Here is a 15,291-nt window from a genome sequence, read left to right as displayed (position 1 = left end):
GATTGGCATGTTAGCTGACATGGTTTTTAGACAATTTGGCCGGCTGGTTAAAGGCTGTGGACTGCAAGTACTTAAAATATTGACGGGCGTACGGGTGTGAGGTTTGTGAATTCCAAGGCTTGTTTCCGCCGCAGAAATGAACGATTGCCGGATTTGCCCTTGTTTCCATATAGCGCTTTTGATCGATGAGGGAAGCCGGTGTTTTTTCTTTTAAAATAATGTGTGTTTGGGCGTTCCATCTTGGATGAAGTTCGAGCCACTGATCATAAAGAATCGCATTCAGCGCGTCTTGGTCATGAAACACAAACATATCTTCATCGTTGTTATTGATAAAGTCGATGACTTTTTTCGAAATGTCGTTTTTTCTCCAGGCTTCCATATCGATGATCATGATACCTGAGTTAAAATATTTTGCTTCGTCGCTGATGTTCATCTTTTTCAGCCGTTCATGCTGGCCTGCATCTTCAACCGCCGCTGCGTAATACGGTGAAATGTCCTTGTCCCACAACTTCGATATATCCTCTAACACTAAGGCGTCGCAATCGACATAAATCATTCGTTTGACGGATTCGTCATCAATCAGATCCGGGATGGAAATCCGATAGTATGCCGCTTTTGTAATATGGCTGCTTTCGACCGCCCGGTCATACTGGCTTTTTTCTACATTAAGAAATGTAATGGGGGCTCCGAATTGAAGGGTCGTCTCTTCCAGACGCTTTTTATTTTCCGGTTCAATCCCTCCGTCGATGACATACAGTTTCACATCGCGCGTCTGATCCATATTCGTCAGCAATGATGCGAACATCACGCTTAAATGCTGTGCGTAGTTATTGTCTGTACAAGAAATAATATGCATGGTTCGGTCGCTTTTCATATGTCTTCCATCTCCTTTTCTTTTTTTGTTCTATTCCCTTTTTTCAAAAGATAAACACCGTCGATAGGCCGAAAAAAAAAAGGATCATGCAAGATCCCTTTTGTCTTTCACCTTCCCGGCTATCCAAAACGGCAGATAGAGAAGATAGAAGAAGACGATCGTGACCGCTTCCGCTGATAAAAGATACCATGGCCACGGCCCGAGCACGTCTAACAGCGAAGCTCCGCCGCCCGGCTTTTTCATCATGTACATATAGTTCGACTTCAGCAAACGGTTGATTAAAAAGATGAATGCCCCATAAATATTGACGAGAAGAAACGTGACCCAGAGAGAGCGCACGGTCGGCTTATACTTTTCGGCCGCAATCATCAGAAGACAGGCCAGTACGACGATTCCGTGGGAAATGAAAAATTCAAAAAAGCGGAAATGAGGAAAGCCGTACCTTCCCAAGTCAGGCGTCAGAATCGCTTGCAAAGCGCTTCCCAAACCGGCAAAATAAAGAAATTTAAACAAGTTGAGGTTTTTCGTCAATAACAGGATGATGACAAGGTAAACCGAAAGGTCGCTGAGGTGAAGCGGCAAACAATAGCGCGGTGTCCAGGAATTCACATAGATGAACCAGGAGTGGTAGCTGATTTCTGAAATGACTAAAACCGCCACAAAGACATAGCGTAGCATCCGGTTCCACCGCGGTTTTTGCAGCGTCTTGCGAAAGACGAACAAACAAACACCAAGCGCTGCAAGCACCAGCAAAGTCAGAATATGAGATGTTGAAAACAGTTGAAACGAGCCGAGCTGATAATCTTTTTGAAAATATGTCTTCATCGTGAACACCTGTCCGTCAAAATATTTTAGAGTTATTTTGCGGCAAATCACGGCGGTTATTCCTTTCAAACAAAAAAGGCCGCCGGGCATCCGGCCGCCGAGAACATTCACATGAATATAGAATCGTTTTTCTTTTCCTCATCATGCATCTGAATCCGTTCAACCTTTCCGACAAGAAAGATGTAGGAAAGGGCTCCCAGAAGGGCAAGGGTGCCGATAAAAACGAGTGCGGGCGCAAAGCTTCCGCCGTTAGCGAGAAAGCCGATGACTATCGGAACGATAACGGAAGCGAGGCTGCCGACAAAATTAAATACTCCGCCGGTCAGTCCGATCAAATGCTTAGGCGCTAAAGACGATACAAGCACCCATGTAATGGAGGCCAGACCGTTTCCAAAAAAGGCGAGCGTCATAAATAAAATGATCAGTGATGTCTGATCGACATAATTGGCACCGATAATGGAAATAGACAGGATCAATCCGGTAATAATCGGTGTTTTGCGGGCAACCCCGGCCGATACGCCTCTTTTGATCAGATAGTCGGACAGGAAGCCGGACAACAGAACACCGATGAATGCCGCAAGAAACGGAAGCGAGGCGAGAAAACCGGATTGGAGAAAATCAAGGCCTCTATATTTTACAAGGTATGTCGGAAACCATGTCAGAAAAAACCATAAAGTCGAATTAACAGCGAACTGTCCAATATATATACCCCACAGCTTGCGATGAGCGGTCACTTGTTTGAAATGCTTCCAATTAAATGCCGTTTTTTCCTTTTCGGAAGTCCGGCCGCGGCGGACGATACCCCCGCCTTTTTCTATATGCTCAAGTTCAGCCTTGTTTACCTTTGGATGACGGTCGGGATCACGATAAAAAATATACCAGATCAGGCCCCAGATGATGCCGATTACCCCCGTTACGATGAACAGGCCGCGCCAGCCGACGACATGCTGGATGCTGCTGAGCGCCGGCGTCAAAAACGCAAGGCCGGCAAATTGCCCCGACGTATAAAACGCAATGGCTGAAGCCCTTTCCTGTTCAGGGAACCAAGAAGTCACCACCCGGTTATTGGTCGGAAAAGCCGGCGCTTCAAACGCCCCCGTCGCAAGACGCAACCCGAATAGAGAACCGAAGCCGCGGACAAACCCCTGAAGCAATGTTGCGAGCGACCATGTAACCAAAGTAAAACCGTAGACAAGCCTCGGGCCAAACCGGTCGACAAGCCCGCCTCCCGGTATTTGCAGGGCGCAGTATGCCCAGCCGAAAGCTGAAAAAATCAAGCCCAATTGAACGGCAGACAAGTTTAAATCGTCTCCGATTGCAGAAGCCGCGACGGAGATATTGCTTCGATCCATATAATTGATCACGACACATACAAAAATAAACAGCAGTACCCGCACTCTAACCTTTGTCGGCTTCTCTTTCAAAGTTGTTTGTTTCATGAACAGGCCCTCTCCTTTTATTTGATTGTAATGACGGACACCTTTTGAAAACGGTATCATTTTTACCATTCAGCTATGCTTCCGTCCTTGTGCCGCCATACCGGATTGCGCCAGTTGTGCCCGATATAAGCCATTTTTCGGACGTGATCTTCATTGATGTCAACCCCAAGGCCGGGTCCATCCGGAATCCGGACATAGCCGTCTTCATAGAAAAACACCTTTTGATCCACTATATAATCAAGCAAATCCGTGCCTTTGTTGTAATGGATTCCTAAGCTTTGTTCCTGAATAAATGCATTATGGCACGTTGCATCAACCTGAAGGCATGCCGCCAAAGCGATCGGGCCCAACGGACAGTGAGGGGCGGCGGCGACATCAAATGCTTCTGCCATCGACAGGATCTTTTTGCATTCGGTAATTCCGCCGGCGTGTGACAAGTCAGGCTGAATAATATCGACATAGCCGTCTGTCAACAGATTTTTAAACTGCCACTTTGAAAACATTCGTTCTCCGGTCGCAATCGGAATTGAGACGAGGCTGGCGATATCGCGGAGCGCCTCGTTGTTTTCCGGCAGAACAGGCTCTTCTATAAACATCGGACGAAACGGTTCAAGCTCTTTTGCCAAAATCTTCGCCATCGGCTTGTGCACCCTGCCGTGAAAGTCGATGCCGATTCCAATGTACGGGCCGACAGCTTCTCTGACAGCTGATATTCTTTCAATCACCTGATCGATTTTTTCATGTGAATCGATGTATTGCAGCTCTTCCGTGCCGTTCATTTTGACGGCTGTAAAGCCTTGGTCAACCACTTGCTTGGCAGCGAGGCCGACGTCTTGAGGTCTGTCTCCGCCAATCCATGAATAGACCTTGATCGATTCCCTGCTCTTCCCTCCGAGCAGCTGATGCACGGGCGCATTGTAAAACTTGCCCTTAATGTCCCAAAGCGCTTGATCGATGCCTGCAATCGCGCTCATCAGAATGGGTCCGCCCCGATAAAATCCGCCTCTGTACATGACATTCCAGTGGTCTTCAATGTTCATCGGGTCTTTGCCGATTAAATATTCCATTAATTCGCCGACAGCCGCCTTAACTGTCGCCGCCTTCCCCTCAATTACCGGCTCTCCCCATCCTGTAATGCCTTCATCCGTTTCGATTTTTAAGAAAAGCCAGCGCGGCGGAATTTGGAAACACTCGAATCCCGTTATTTTCATCTCTGATCTCCCCTTTTTTGTTTTGCTGCTTCAACAAATTGCTTTGCTTTTTTGGACAGCTTTTCTAAAAACGCGTCATTCACATCTTGATGAGCCCTGACAAGTGAACCGCCGATTCCAGCACCGACCGCACCGGCCTGTAAAAACTCGTGAAGGTTTTCCAATCCGACTCCTCCCGTCGGAAGCAGTGGAATATGCGGAAGCGGTCCGTGGATATCTTTGATATAGCCAGGCCCCATCGTTCCGGGGAATACTTTGATGATGTCTCCCCCGCTTTCATACGCCGTCAATATTTCCGTCGGGGTAAAGGCGCCCGGAATGCTGACCGCTCCATATCGCTTTGTCAGCTTGATCGTCTCTTCATGAACAGTTGGCGACAGGATAAACCGCGCGCCGGCTAAAAGCGCCGCTCTCGCAGATTCGGGATCAAGAACGGTCCCCGCTCCGACAAGCATTTCGTCTCCAACATGTGCTGAAATCGCTTCAATCGCTTTGATCGCTTGAGGGGAATTGAGCGTAATTTCCACAAGCCTGATGCCGCCCGCTTTTAAGGCGCCGGCAATGCTCACTGCCTCCTCCGGATTATATCCGCGGATGATCGCAATCACTTTTTGTTCTTTGATTTGTGACAATACATGCATTTCTGCCACCCTTTCTTTACGGTTTTTTTATCGGCTGACATCTTCTTCATCAGATTGTTCCATAAACGCAAACAGTGAATCGCGGTCAGGCAGCCCTTCAATATCACCGTTTACCGCAGCTACCATGGCGCCGACGGCACAGCCGCGTTTGACAGCTTCAGAAAGCGGAATATGATCAATCAAACCCGATAATACGCCGGCTGCAAAGCCGTCTCCGGCACCAACGGGGTCCGCTGCAGTCTGAATTTGATAGCCTTCCGCATAGCCGTTTTCATTCCCGCCGGCATAATAGGCGCCTTTTGCACCAAGCTTGACGATGGCGGTTTCAGCCCCGAGCCCGCGGATGGCTTCCGCTATTTTTTTCTCATCAGCGGTGCCGAACAAAAAACGCCCTTCGCTCAACCCCGGAAGCACGATATCAGACTGTTTGATCAAATCAAACATCGTCTGCCGCGCCCGCTCTCCGTCCCAGAGCTTTTTTCGAAAATTCGGATCAAATACAACGCATTTATTGTGCTTTTTGGCGAGCTCCACAGCATAAAACACTGCATCTGAAGCGCTTTCACTTAAAGCCGGGGTAATTCCCGTAATGTATAAAAACCCCGCTTTCTCAATGTATGGCTCATCAATATCGCTTTTTTTCAAAAAACTCGCCGCTGAAAGCGTCCTGTAATAGAAGACATTGACTTTGGCCGCGCTTTTCCTTTCTTTAAAAAACAAACCGGTCGACGCCGCGTCATCGAGCTTCACCTGGCTGACATCGACGCCTTCTCCTCTGACAGAAGAAAGAATCATCGCCCCGAACTCGTCTTTTCCAAGCCGGGTAATCCAGCCGGCTTTTTTACCGAGCTTCGAAAGCCCGATCAGCGTGTTGGTTTCTGCGCCCGCTATTCTCACCTGATAGTTTCTTGCGTATCTGAGAGGGCCGTCTTCATTCGGAGTGAACAGCGCCATTGTCTCTCCTATGCTAATAACATCCATCAGAACTCTCCCCTTTGCTCAAGCGGCTTTTTAAATCCGCCAATGCTTTCTGTAATTTTTCCGGCTGTGTGAAGCAGCTGCTCAACGATAACGGCCTTTCTTGCGAGCATGCGCTCCTTTGGCCCGGCGGTGCTGATCGCCGCCTTCATCACGCCATCCGGACCATAGACAGGCGCCGCCAGACAAAACAAACCTTCTTCATTTTCTTCATTGTCAACGGCATATCCCTGTTCCAAAAATGTCTGCAGCTGCTTTTCCAGCTCATCTCTGGCGGTGATGGTGTGCCCGGTAAAGCGGATGAATTCCATACGGTCGAGCAGCCCTTCCCTTTTATCCTCCGGCATGAATGCCAAAAATGCCTTGCCAAGCCCGGTGCAATAAAGCGGTTTGCGCGAACCGGGCTGTGCGGTTGTTCTGATTGACCTGTTGTTATCGATTTTTGCAATGTAGACAAGCTGATCATCGGATAGAACGGCCATAAACACCGTCTCCTGAACCCCGTCCATCAGCTGTTTTAAAAATGGAACACCCTGCGACGAAATGTCGATCGACTCCATGGCAGCGGTTCCAACTTGAATTAGTTTTGCCCCCAGCCTGTAGCGCTTGATAGCATCCTGCTGAAGGTAGCCTTCATCCAAAAGTGTAGCGGCCAAATTGAATGTACTGCTCTGCGGCAGCGACAATTCTTTGCTGATCTCCTTTACGGTTAATCCATCCGGATGATTTGACAGCAATTCAAATATACGTACAACACGTACCGCGGATTTTACTGACATGACACCCTCCAACATTCACATATGTGATTCAAAATCAGGATCCTGATAAGTCGGACGTATTCTAAACAGAAAGAAGGCTCACGTCAACATCCTATTAAACAAAAAAACTTTTTTATCAAACTTCAAATTACTGGTCTATCGAATCATTTATCAGATGCATGCAGGATTCACCCGCTCTGCTGCGAATATCTCTTCTCAGGAAAACAAGACCATCGAGGAGGTTTATGTATGAAGAGAAAAATGATGATGATCGGATTGGCGCTATCCGTAATAACAGGCGGCGTGTTCACCGCTGGAACGGGGAATGCTGTTCAAGCGGCGCCTCAGGAAACAGCCATCGTAAAAGATGTCGAAAAATTCAGCAAAAAATTCAACGAAAACCGCGCCTATCAAACGATTTATCATTTAAGCGAAACGATCGGACCGCGTGTGACAGGCACGGCAGAAGAAAAAAAGAGCGCCGCTTTCATCGCCTCACAGATGAAAAAATCACATTTGAAAGTGACCACACAAACCTTCAGCATACCTGACCGGCTGGAAGGAACGCTTACCGTTCAGGGAAATAACGTGCCTTCGCGGCCTGCCGCAGGTTCCGCCCCGACAGCAGCAGAAGGCCTGGCCGCTCCTCTCTATGATGCCGGCCTCGGCCTGCCCGGCGACTTCGCCGAGGAAGCGAGAGGCAAAATCGCTGTCATTTTAAGAGGTGAGCTGACATTCTATGAAAAAGCGAAAAACGCTGCTGACGCAGGCGCAAGCGGAGTGATCATTTATAATAACATCGACGGTCTCGTCCCTCTGACTCCGAATCTCGGCGGTAATAAAGTCGATGTTCCGGTAGTCGGCGTCAAAAAGGAAGACGGAGAAAAGCTGCTTTCTGAACAAGAAGCGATCTTGAAGCTGAAGGCTCATAAAAATCAAACATCGCAAAACGTAATCGGCGTCCGCAAAGCAAAAGGTGTCAAAAATCCGGACATCGTGTATGTGACTTCGCATTATGACAGCGTCCCTTATGCTCCCGGAGCCAATGACAATGCCTCCGGCACTTCAGTCGTCCTTGAACTGGCCCGGATCATGAAGACGGTTCCAGCCGATAAAGAAATTCGCTTTATTACATTCGGCGCCGAAGAAATCGGTCTCCTCGGATCGCGCCATTATGTCAGCACCTTGTCAGGTCAGGAAATCAAACGGAGCGTTGCCAACTTTAACTTAGATATGGTGGCGACAAGCTGGGAAAATGCTTCACAGCTGTACATCAATACGCCCGACGGTTCCGCAAACCTCGTCTGGCAGCTAAGTAAAGCCGCTTCTTTAAGCCTTGGGAAAGACGTATTATTTTTAAATCAAGGCGGATCATCCGACCATGTCCCATTCCATGAAGCAGGCATCGACTCGGCCAACTTCATTTGGAGAGAGCCGGGAACAGGTGCATTGGAGCCTTGGTACCACACCCCTTACGACACGATTGAACACATCAGCAAAGACAGGCTGAAAACAGCCGGTCAAATCGCTGGAACAGCCGTGTATAACTTGACCAAGAAAGAAAACAGAAAACCGTCTTACACCTCAGTTGCCCAGTAATATTAAAAAGGAGCAGATCGAATTGATCTGCTCCTCCTTCTTTTCATAGACCAAAAGCGCCTATCCTCCCCACGCTTCCGTGTCATCACCTTCCCCGTGCATACCTAAAAAAATAATTCACCGATTCAGGAAAAAACCGGTATTTCTCCGAACATGTCCAGTTTGTGCTGTGACGTCCAGCCTAAAGATGGATGTAAGCATAGCCTTTTCCTATCAACGGCAGTTGCAAGGTTGAGCCTAAGGGCCTCATTTTGTAAAGCTTCCTTGACGTAAAGTTTATTTTATTTCAAGATGAGGACACAGGGAAAGCAGCCTTTTCGATACTACAGTAGAAGCGAAGATGTTTAGGAAGTTGAATCATGAGTTCGCATTTAGGTCACTCTTTTCCTTGTTGACTTTAAGTCTCTGTCTGTTTTTAGCACATTGGCTAATGGAAAACTCGATTTGAAATGAATTCAATTCCTTTTTCTTTATTTATCATGTTTTTCACATCGGGATATTTATACCCTCAATTCAAGCAAAATGATGAGCGCAATAAACTAATAAAACAAAAAGCCATGTTTTATAATTTTTTCTTATCTCGCCAGCATTGAGTGCGCAGACAGTTATCACAATCCTTAGCGCTCTTATTATTGCAACAGTCAACGTTTTTTATATTTAAATTTATTAGGAGATGATGGATTGTGTTTCCCTTCCTTATTCAGCTATTCACTATCTTTATAGTCTATATGATCATTACAGCTGTGATCAAAAAGAAGAAGCGTTAAGAACATTCAATAAGCAATTAATACCAGTTTTCGGTTTTCCCTCTTCGCTTTTGCCATTGCCAAAGTGCAATCTTCAAATCAAGCATTCGGATCTATGAGAAGCAAAAATGGAGCCGCATCTCGCGCTCCATTTTTCAACCCTTCATCAGCTTAATAAACCTGAAGCTCATCAAAACGCTGCCGATGGCAACCACAATCATGACCACCCCCAGATCCTGAAAATGACCCGCGGTTATTTCTTCTCCAAACAACAGACCCAGAATGACAGACGAAAAGATCGAGCCAAGATAGCGGCATGTTTGGAAAAGCCCCGAAGTGGTCCCGACGATGTCCGGCGGACTTGCCGTAAACATGGCAGCCTGCAGGGCGACATTGCCAAGGCCGTAGCTGACCCCCAGCAAAGAGAGGATGATGCCTTTCCACAACATCGGTGCATCGACAAAAAACAATGTGAGCAGGATAGCGCCGGCCGCCATTAAGCAAGAACCAATTAAAACGGGCTGGGTTTCACCTGAACGGTCAATCCATGTCCCGACAAAAGGCGAAATCAATACGCTCGTCCCGGACATGAACAGCATCAAAAGACCGCTCGTTTGAACGGAAAGGTGCATTTCATCCTGAAAATAACTCGGAAGTCCAAAAAACAAACAGTAGTTAAAGATGTTCAGCATAATAAATTGAGCATAGACCGAAGTTAGCGTCCTGCGCGCGATCAACAGTCTGATATCAATAAACGGGCTGCTCACTCTCAGCTCCCACCAAACAAACATCAAAAGCAAGACAAGCCCGAACATCCCCTCGGCAAAACGGGGCTCGCCCGTGCTCAATGAGAGCAGGAATGCCAGCAGGAGAACGATTCCGCCCGCAAACAGAAGAATCCCGGTCAGATCAAGCCGCTTGATGACGGCGCGGACATTTAAGCCGGCTTTTTTCTCATCTTTCGGAAACATATACATCCCCAGCAAAAAGCTGAACAAAATAAATGGAAAGTTCACGAGGAAAATGGCGGGCCATCCCCCGAGAACGATTAAAAATCCCCCCACAGTCGGTCCAAAAGCGGTCATAGCCGAAGAAAAAATGGACAGCACACTGAGTGCGGACGCCCGCTTTTCATGAATGTGGCTTCTGATCAGCCCCACTCCCGAAGGATAAATGGCGCCGCTCCCAATCGATTGAAACAAACGCATGATCAATAAGACGGAAAAAGCCGGTGCGAGAGGAGCGCCGATTGCCGATACTGCAACGAGAACAAGCCCTGACAAAAACATCTTTTTCCGGCCGATTAAATCGCCGATTTTTCCTGTGACAGGCTGTGCGACCGCACTGGCCAAATAAAAAGATGAAATCAGCCACGATACGGTTGCAAATGAAAGGTGAAACTCATGCTGGATACTGTGCAGCGCCAAAGAAATCATTGAAGAGTTGAGCGGATTCAGCATCGTCCCGGATGCAACGGCTGTTAAAAACAGGGCGCGGTTCTTTTTCAGCCCGGCCATTTAGTTAGCGTAAAGCAGCCTTTCGCCAGCTCCGTCCGCTTTACCGCCCGCACCCGCATCACGGCCGAAAGCACTGCCGACGGCCCCGTATAAAGCAGCATCAAGCCGTTGCGACTCCCGGTGCATCATCGCTGCCGCTCCGTATTGCAAACCGCATTCCGCAAGTTTTTCAATATCCGATTTCATTTTTAGACCTCCTCATGCTCTTATCATTTTCTTGTTTTGTTTTTTCGATTCATGACAGTCATAACCTTTGATACAAAGGAGCGTTCTTCCTCTTTTCTTTTAGTTGAAAAACGTATTTGACGGAGCTGGCATAGTGAAAGATTCAAAAAACTTATCAGTACGCTGACAAAAGAAGAGCTCGAAGGCGTCGCCGGGCCATGCCTTCCAAAACAAAAAGCTGAAAGAAGCCGAGCGTCTTGCCGGAGATCAGGTCAAAGTGTGGATGAAGAGCGCGCTCGGCAAACTGCAGGACGAATACCGGGCGGACGTCTTGAAATTCGGGGAAAAGTACAGAATTCAGTATCCGCGGGAATGGGAAAAAGTGAAAGGGAAATGGGATGAGCTTTTCGCCGAATCCGATATTACATATGATGTTGATATCAACATTGACAACTTCGGTTCAAGCGGCAGAAAAAAATAACAGCCGGGCTAAAAAATGCCCGGCTGCTTTTTATTGATCCGCTTTTGTTCGAATATGAAGCATCTTTTCATCCAGATAGTTCGCGATGTCAGCCGCTTCTTTCAGCTCATCCGTGAGCTGGTTCGGCACTTCATTGTTCAATTTGTAGTAGATTTTATGTTCGAGGCTCGCCCAGAAATCCATCGCGATCGTCCTGATTTGAATCTCCACCTTGGCGTGCTCGACGCGGTTGGTCAAGTAAACAGGCACCTCTACAATCAGGTGGAGACTTCTGTATCCGTTCGGCTTCGGATTTTTAATGTAGTCTTTCATTTTTAAAATCTTGATGTCTTCATGTTCCTTCAGCACTTCAACCATATTGTAAATGTCGGATAAAAACGAGCAGACGATTCTGAGACCCGCGATATCATTGATGTGCTCCTTAGCGGCCTTTGTCGTAATATCGCAGCCCTTCCGCACAAGCTTGTTGATCAGGCTTTCAAAGCTTTTCACCCTTGATTTCGTATGCTCAATCGGGTTATGGCCGTGGATTAAATTATATTCCTGGCTGATAATCGAAAACTTCGTATCCATTTGATCCAAGGCAAATTTATAGACGAGGAGTTCGTTCTTCCAGTCCTCCATCAGGTTTCTCAAATCTTCTATCTGGGCTTCAGGCAGTCCTATCATCTTATCTATCGCCATATCCATCATATTTTTCTCCTTATGACATCATTTCGTTTTTTCAGTTAGTAGACGGGCAAATCCACAGTAAAGTTTCGACTTATAGCGCAAGATCAAAAAGTGGCCTGGTTGATCATTTTCTACTTTTTTAAATTTATTTCCCTTTCAAAAGTCATAAAACTTTCATATTCTGTATTACCACTTATTACGGAGGTGATGATATGTCATACTCTAAAAACTTCGCTTTAATTGTTGTATTATTTATTTTGCTGATCATTGTGGGTTCCGCGTTTGTAAGGTATTAATTCCTTCACGCACGAAGCCTTCTTCCGACAAACTGCAGGTTCATATCGAAAGGCGCTCCGCTTTTCATATGAGCCTGTTTTTTTGTGATTTAAAAAGAATTTATTTCCACAATAACAAAAAATGTTTATAATAGGATAGGCTCTGAGCTGACGGCGCTCAGAAATAAAACTCTCCCACAAATGAAACTTTTATATAACATTTTCGTCTTATACTGTTGTTAAGGCAATTCAATAACGGAAAGGAAAAGATCAATGTTAAATAAGCTAAGAATGTTGTATGAAAAAACAACAATGAAGTGGCTGCTCAACACTTCCTATTACTTTCTTATTCTCGTGCTGCTGTTTTTAATTTACGGATTCCATACAGCAAATACAGGTTCATATATTTATAATGACTTTTAATGGAGAAAAAAACAATGAAACTGATAGAAACAATTAAAAAATACGCGCAAACACAACCCGATACCCTTGCTTTTGTGAATGAAGAAGAAAAGCTGACATACGGAGAGCTTTGGTTACAATCTGAGCGCCTTGCCGCACGGATTCAAAGCGAAGCTTTAACAGAGGCTTCTCCGATCATTGTCTACGGACATATGAAACCGGTCATGGCGGTTTCTTTCCTGGCTTGCGTGAAAGCCGGCCATCCGTACATTCCAGTTGACGTATCGATTCCGGCAGACCGGATTCTGAAAATCATCAACAGCTCAAAAGCCGAGCTTTTACTCAATAACTCAGGCACTTCGGTTGACACGGGAGACGCCCTCATTTCCGTTGTAGAACCGGGCGTTCTTGAAGGAGACGGGGTGCCGGAGACAGATCCCGCACGCTGGGTAGATGGTGAAGATACCTTTTACATTATCTACACATCCGGAAGCACGGGAAATCCAAAAGGCGTGCAAATCTCAGCCGACAATCTTCAGAGCTTCACAGATTGGATCACGAATGACTTTCCGGTGGAAAGCGGCCAAGTGTTCTTAAATCAAGCCCCGTTTTCCTTTGATTTATCTGTGATGGATCTTTACCCTTGCCTGCAGTCCGGAGGCACATTATGGACGGTTACGAAAGATATGATTAACCGGCCGAAATTGTTGTTTGAAGCGCTGAAACAGTCCAACGTCAACGTCTGGACATCGACGCCTTCATTCGCACAAATGTGCTTGATGGATCCGTCTTATTCTGAAGAGCTGCTTCCTGAGCTGAGCTTGTTTATGTTCTGCGGAGAAACGCTTCCGGCGTCAGTCGCCAGACAGCTTAAAGAGAGATTTCCGAAGGCTCGTGTTTTTAACACATACGGCCCGACCGAAGCGACCGTTGCCGTTACTTCCATCGAAGTAACAGACGACGTATTAAACAAGTATTCTTCTCTGCCCGTCGGTTCTGAAAAGCCGGAAACCGAGATCGTGATCATCGATGAAGACGGAAAAGCCGTCCAAGACGGGGAAAAAGGCGAGATCATTATTACCGGAGCCAGCGTCAGCAAAGGCTATTTAGGGGAAAAAGCGCTGACGGAAAAAGCGTTTTTCTCTTACAACGGCGCCCCTGCTTATCGCACCGGTGACGCAGGGTACAAAGAAAACGGCCAGCTGTTCTTCCTCGGAAGACTCGATTTCCAAATCAAACTGCATGGCTACCGGATTGAGCTTGAAGAGATCGAATATCAAATCAATCAGTCCCGATTCGTGCAGTCGGCGGTCGTTATTCCATTCTACCGCGAGGAGAAAATCGAGTATCTGATCGCCATGATCGTGCCTGCCGAACACGATTTTGAAAAGGAATACCAGTTAACCAGCGCGATTAAGAAAGATTTGGGCAGCAAGCTGCCTGCCTATATGATTCCGAGAAAATTCATGTATCAAAAAGAGATTCCGATGACAGCAAACGGTAAAATCGACCGCAAGAGATTAAAAGAAGAGGTAACCGTATGACGCCCTATGGTTCATTTCTTTTCTTCATTATATTAGGAATTTTACTGGCGCCGACCATCATTCTCGGACTGAACGGAAAAAGCTTCCGCTTATATAACATGGCGGTTTCCGTTCTGGTTCTGGCGCTTATTTTTTCAAACAGCCTGCACGGGCTGATCATGCTGTGTCTGTTTACGCTTTGGCAGGTGGTTCTGATCAAAGGCTATATCGCTTACCGTCTCAAAGCGAACAGCGGCATCGTATTTTGTCTCGCTGCAGCAGCTTCTATCCTGCCTCTGGCACTGTCAAAGCTGCTGCCGTTTTTCGCCGTTGACAACTGGGCAACATTTCTCGGAATCTCGTATTTAACTTTTAAAGGGGTTCAGCTCATCATTGAAACCCGCGACGGTCTCATTAAAAAGCAGCTCCCAATCAGCAGACTGCTTTACTTTATTCTCTTTTTTCCGACTATCTCGTCAGGTCCGATCGACAGGTACCGCCGTTTTGAAAAAGACGATCAGACGGTATGGACGAAGGAGCAATACGAAGAACTGCTTTACAAAGGAATCAATAAAATCTTTCTCGGCTTTTTATATAAATTCATTATCGGCTATTGCATTAATACGTATGTCATTATGAAACTGCCGTTTTTGACTTCCGGCAGCATCTCACATGGATTGGCATACATGTATGCGTACAGCCTTTATCTGTTTTTTGATTTTGCCGGCTACACGGCTTTTGCCGTCGGCGTCAGCTATATCATGGGAATCAAATCCCCTGAAAACTTTAATAAGCCGTTCATCAGCCGCAATATTAAAGATTTCTGGAACCGCTGGCATATGTCGCTTTCCTTCTGGTTCAGGGACTACGTGTTCATGCGCTTTGTCCTTTGGATGACGAAGAAAAAATGGATCACAAACCGGATGGCTGTTTCCAATATCGGATATGTGCTGCTGTTCCTTCTGATGGGCGTCTGGCACGGCCTTGCCCCTCAGTACATCGTCTACGGGCTGTATCACGCGCTGCTCATGGTCGGCTTTAACTTCTTTGAAAAATGGAATAAGAAGCACAAGTGGTGGCCGAACAATAAGTGGACGACAGCCGTCTCAATTGTGGTGACCTTCCACTTCGTATGTTTTGGATTTTTAATTTTCTCAGGGAAACTAATACACTAAAAGGAGATTT

Annotated in this window: 16 protein-coding genes; 6 read left to right on the top strand and 10 right to left on the bottom strand. The window is 46.6% G+C overall.

The genetic code is table 11. The features are described from left to right. Nucleotides 1-10: 10 nt before the first annotated feature. From MST20_RS08760 to MST20_RS08730, 7 genes are all read right to left on the bottom strand, one after another. A complete protein-coding gene (locus MST20_RS08760; protein ID WP_075213733.1) occupies nucleotides 11-874 on the bottom strand; it encodes a glycosyltransferase family 8 protein in 864 nt (287 codons plus the stop codon). 84 nt (nucleotides 875-958) lie between these two features. Further along, nucleotides 959-1,699, bottom strand: coding sequence for a YwaF family protein (locus MST20_RS08755; protein ID WP_243941598.1), 741 nt, complete (start codon nucleotides 1,697-1,699; stop codon nucleotides 959-961). A gap of 107 nt (nucleotides 1,700-1,806) precedes the next feature. Then, nucleotides 1,807-3,138, bottom strand: a complete 1,332-nt coding sequence (locus MST20_RS08750; RefSeq protein ID WP_243941595.1) for an MFS transporter — start codon at nucleotides 3,136-3,138, stop codon at nucleotides 1,807-1,809. Nucleotides 3,139-3,200: 62 nt separating this feature from the next. Further along, nucleotides 3,201-4,349 carry a galactonate dehydratase gene (gene dgoD, locus MST20_RS08745; protein ID WP_243941593.1) on the bottom strand — a complete coding sequence of 383 codons (1,149 nt, stop codon included), beginning with the start codon at nucleotides 4,347-4,349 and terminating at the stop codon, nucleotides 3,201-3,203. Beyond that, nucleotides 4,346-4,990: a bifunctional 4-hydroxy-2-oxoglutarate aldolase/2-dehydro-3-deoxy-phosphogluconate aldolase gene (locus tag MST20_RS08740; protein ID WP_243941591.1), complete on the bottom strand. Its 645-nt coding sequence runs from the start codon at nucleotides 4,988-4,990 to the stop codon at nucleotides 4,346-4,348. Before MST20_RS08740 ends, dgoD begins: the two co-directional genes overlap by 4 nt. A gap of 27 nt (nucleotides 4,991-5,017) precedes the next feature. Then, a complete protein-coding gene (locus MST20_RS08735) occupies nucleotides 5,018-5,971 on the bottom strand; it encodes a sugar kinase (protein ID WP_243941589.1) in 954 nt (317 codons plus the stop codon). Next, on the bottom strand, nucleotides 5,971-6,747 hold the full coding sequence (locus tag MST20_RS08730) for an IclR family transcriptional regulator (protein WP_065644428.1): 777 nt from the start codon (nucleotides 6,745-6,747) through the stop codon (nucleotides 5,971-5,973). Before MST20_RS08730 ends, MST20_RS08735 begins: the two co-directional genes overlap by 1 nt. A 228-nt stretch (nucleotides 6,748-6,975) precedes the next feature. On the opposite strand from MST20_RS08730, the gene MST20_RS08725 reads away from it, so the two are divergent. Further along, entirely contained in the window at nucleotides 6,976-8,325 is a 1,350-nt protein-coding gene (locus MST20_RS08725; RefSeq protein ID WP_243941586.1) for a M28 family peptidase, read from the top strand. Nucleotides 8,326-9,226: 901 nt separating this feature from the next. Here MST20_RS08725 and MST20_RS08720 read toward each other — a convergent pair. Both MST20_RS08720 and MST20_RS08715 read right to left on the bottom strand, forming a co-directional pair. After that, entirely contained in the window at nucleotides 9,227-10,588 is a 1,362-nt protein-coding gene (locus tag MST20_RS08720) for an MFS transporter (protein WP_243941584.1), read from the bottom strand. Continuing rightward, nucleotides 10,589-10,774 (bottom strand): hypothetical protein, encoded by a 186-nt coding sequence (locus MST20_RS08715; protein WP_065644425.1) that lies wholly within the window; start codon nucleotides 10,772-10,774, stop codon nucleotides 10,589-10,591. A gap of 262 nt (nucleotides 10,775-11,036) precedes the next feature. Between MST20_RS08715 and MST20_RS08710 the strand changes: the two genes are divergently transcribed. Continuing rightward, complete coding sequence (locus tag MST20_RS08710) at nucleotides 11,037-11,234, top strand: Ger(x)C family spore germination C-terminal domain-containing protein (RefSeq protein WP_347880866.1); 198 nt, start codon at nucleotides 11,037-11,039, stop codon at nucleotides 11,232-11,234. A gap of 30 nt (nucleotides 11,235-11,264) precedes the next feature. Here the strand turns inward: MST20_RS08710 and ywaC are convergent, their stop codons facing one another. Continuing rightward, the gene (gene ywaC / locus MST20_RS08705; protein WP_031314764.1) at nucleotides 11,265-11,903 is read right to left on the bottom strand and encodes a GTP pyrophosphokinase YwaC; all 639 of its coding nucleotides are present in this window, start codon (nucleotides 11,901-11,903) and stop codon (nucleotides 11,265-11,267) included. Nucleotides 11,904-12,082: 179 nt separating this feature from the next. Here ywaC and MST20_RS08700 point away from each other — a divergent pair, with 179 nt between their 5' ends. From MST20_RS08700 to dltB, 4 genes are all read left to right on the top strand, one after another. Further along, the gene (locus tag MST20_RS08700; protein WP_377902634.1) at nucleotides 12,083-12,202 is read left to right on the top strand and encodes a YjcZ family sporulation protein; all 120 of its coding nucleotides are present in this window, start codon (nucleotides 12,083-12,085) and stop codon (nucleotides 12,200-12,202) included. 252 nt (nucleotides 12,203-12,454) lie between these two features. Further along, nucleotides 12,455-12,604 carry a teichoic acid D-Ala incorporation-associated protein DltX gene (locus MST20_RS08695; RefSeq protein WP_003186278.1) on the top strand — a complete coding sequence of 50 codons (150 nt, stop codon included), beginning with the start codon at nucleotides 12,455-12,457 and terminating at the stop codon, nucleotides 12,602-12,604. Nucleotides 12,605-12,618: 14 nt separating this feature from the next. Next, a complete protein-coding gene (dltA, locus tag MST20_RS08690; protein ID WP_243941580.1) occupies nucleotides 12,619-14,127 on the top strand; it encodes a D-alanine--poly(phosphoribitol) ligase subunit DltA in 1,509 nt (502 codons plus the stop codon). Then, nucleotides 14,124-15,281 carry a D-alanyl-lipoteichoic acid biosynthesis protein DltB gene (dltB, locus tag MST20_RS08685; protein WP_243941578.1) on the top strand — a complete coding sequence of 386 codons (1,158 nt, stop codon included), beginning with the start codon at nucleotides 14,124-14,126 and terminating at the stop codon, nucleotides 15,279-15,281. The genes dltA and dltB overlap by 4 nt, the downstream gene beginning before the upstream one ends. Nucleotides 15,282-15,291 lie beyond the last annotated feature (10 nt).

The sequence above is a fragment of the Bacillus sp. B19-2 genome (assembly GCF_022832475.1).
GTDB classification, from domain to species: Bacteria; Bacillota; Bacilli; order Bacillales; family Bacillaceae; genus Bacillus; species Bacillus paralicheniformis.
This window is presented reverse-complemented; position numbering and strand designations above follow the sequence as displayed.

Coding starts and splice junctions, on each gene's coding strand:
- MST20_RS08760 (WP_075213733.1), bottom strand. CDS start 874: ATGAAAAGCGACCGAACCATGCATATTATTTCTTGTACAGACAATAAC.
- dltB (WP_243941578.1), top strand. CDS start 14,124: ATGACGCCCTATGGTTCATTTCTTTTCTTCATTATATTAGGAATTTTA.
- MST20_RS08755 (WP_243941598.1), bottom strand. CDS start 1,699: ATGAAGACATATTTTCAAAAAGATTATCAGCTCGGCTCGTTTCAACTG.
- MST20_RS08740 (WP_243941591.1), bottom strand. CDS start 4,990: ATGCATGTATTGTCACAAATCAAAGAACAAAAAGTGATTGCGATCATC.
- MST20_RS08735 (WP_243941589.1), bottom strand. CDS start 5,971: ATGGATGTTATTAGCATAGGAGAGACAATGGCGCTGTTCACTCCGAAT.
- MST20_RS08720 (WP_243941584.1), bottom strand. CDS start 10,588: ATGGCCGGGCTGAAAAAGAACCGCGCCCTGTTTTTAACAGCCGTTGCA.
- MST20_RS08725 (WP_243941586.1), top strand. CDS start 6,976: ATGAAGAGAAAAATGATGATGATCGGATTGGCGCTATCCGTAATAACA.
- MST20_RS08695 (WP_003186278.1), top strand. CDS start 12,455: ATGTTAAATAAGCTAAGAATGTTGTATGAAAAAACAACAATGAAGTGG.
- MST20_RS08750 (WP_243941595.1), bottom strand. CDS start 3,138: ATGAAACAAACAACTTTGAAAGAGAAGCCGACAAAGGTTAGAGTGCGG.
- MST20_RS08710 (WP_347880866.1), top strand. CDS start 11,037: ATGAAGAGCGCGCTCGGCAAACTGCAGGACGAATACCGGGCGGACGTC.
- MST20_RS08730 (WP_065644428.1), bottom strand. CDS start 6,747: ATGTCAGTAAAATCCGCGGTACGTGTTGTACGTATATTTGAATTGCTG.
- MST20_RS08715 (WP_065644425.1), bottom strand. CDS start 10,774: ATGAAATCGGATATTGAAAAACTTGCGGAATGCGGTTTGCAATACGGA.
- ywaC (WP_031314764.1), bottom strand. CDS start 11,903: ATGATAGGACTGCCTGAAGCCCAGATAGAAGATTTGAGAAACCTGATG.
- dltA (WP_243941580.1), top strand. CDS start 12,619: ATGAAACTGATAGAAACAATTAAAAAATACGCGCAAACACAACCCGAT.
- dgoD (WP_243941593.1), bottom strand. CDS start 4,349: ATGAAAATAACGGGATTCGAGTGTTTCCAAATTCCGCCGCGCTGGCTT.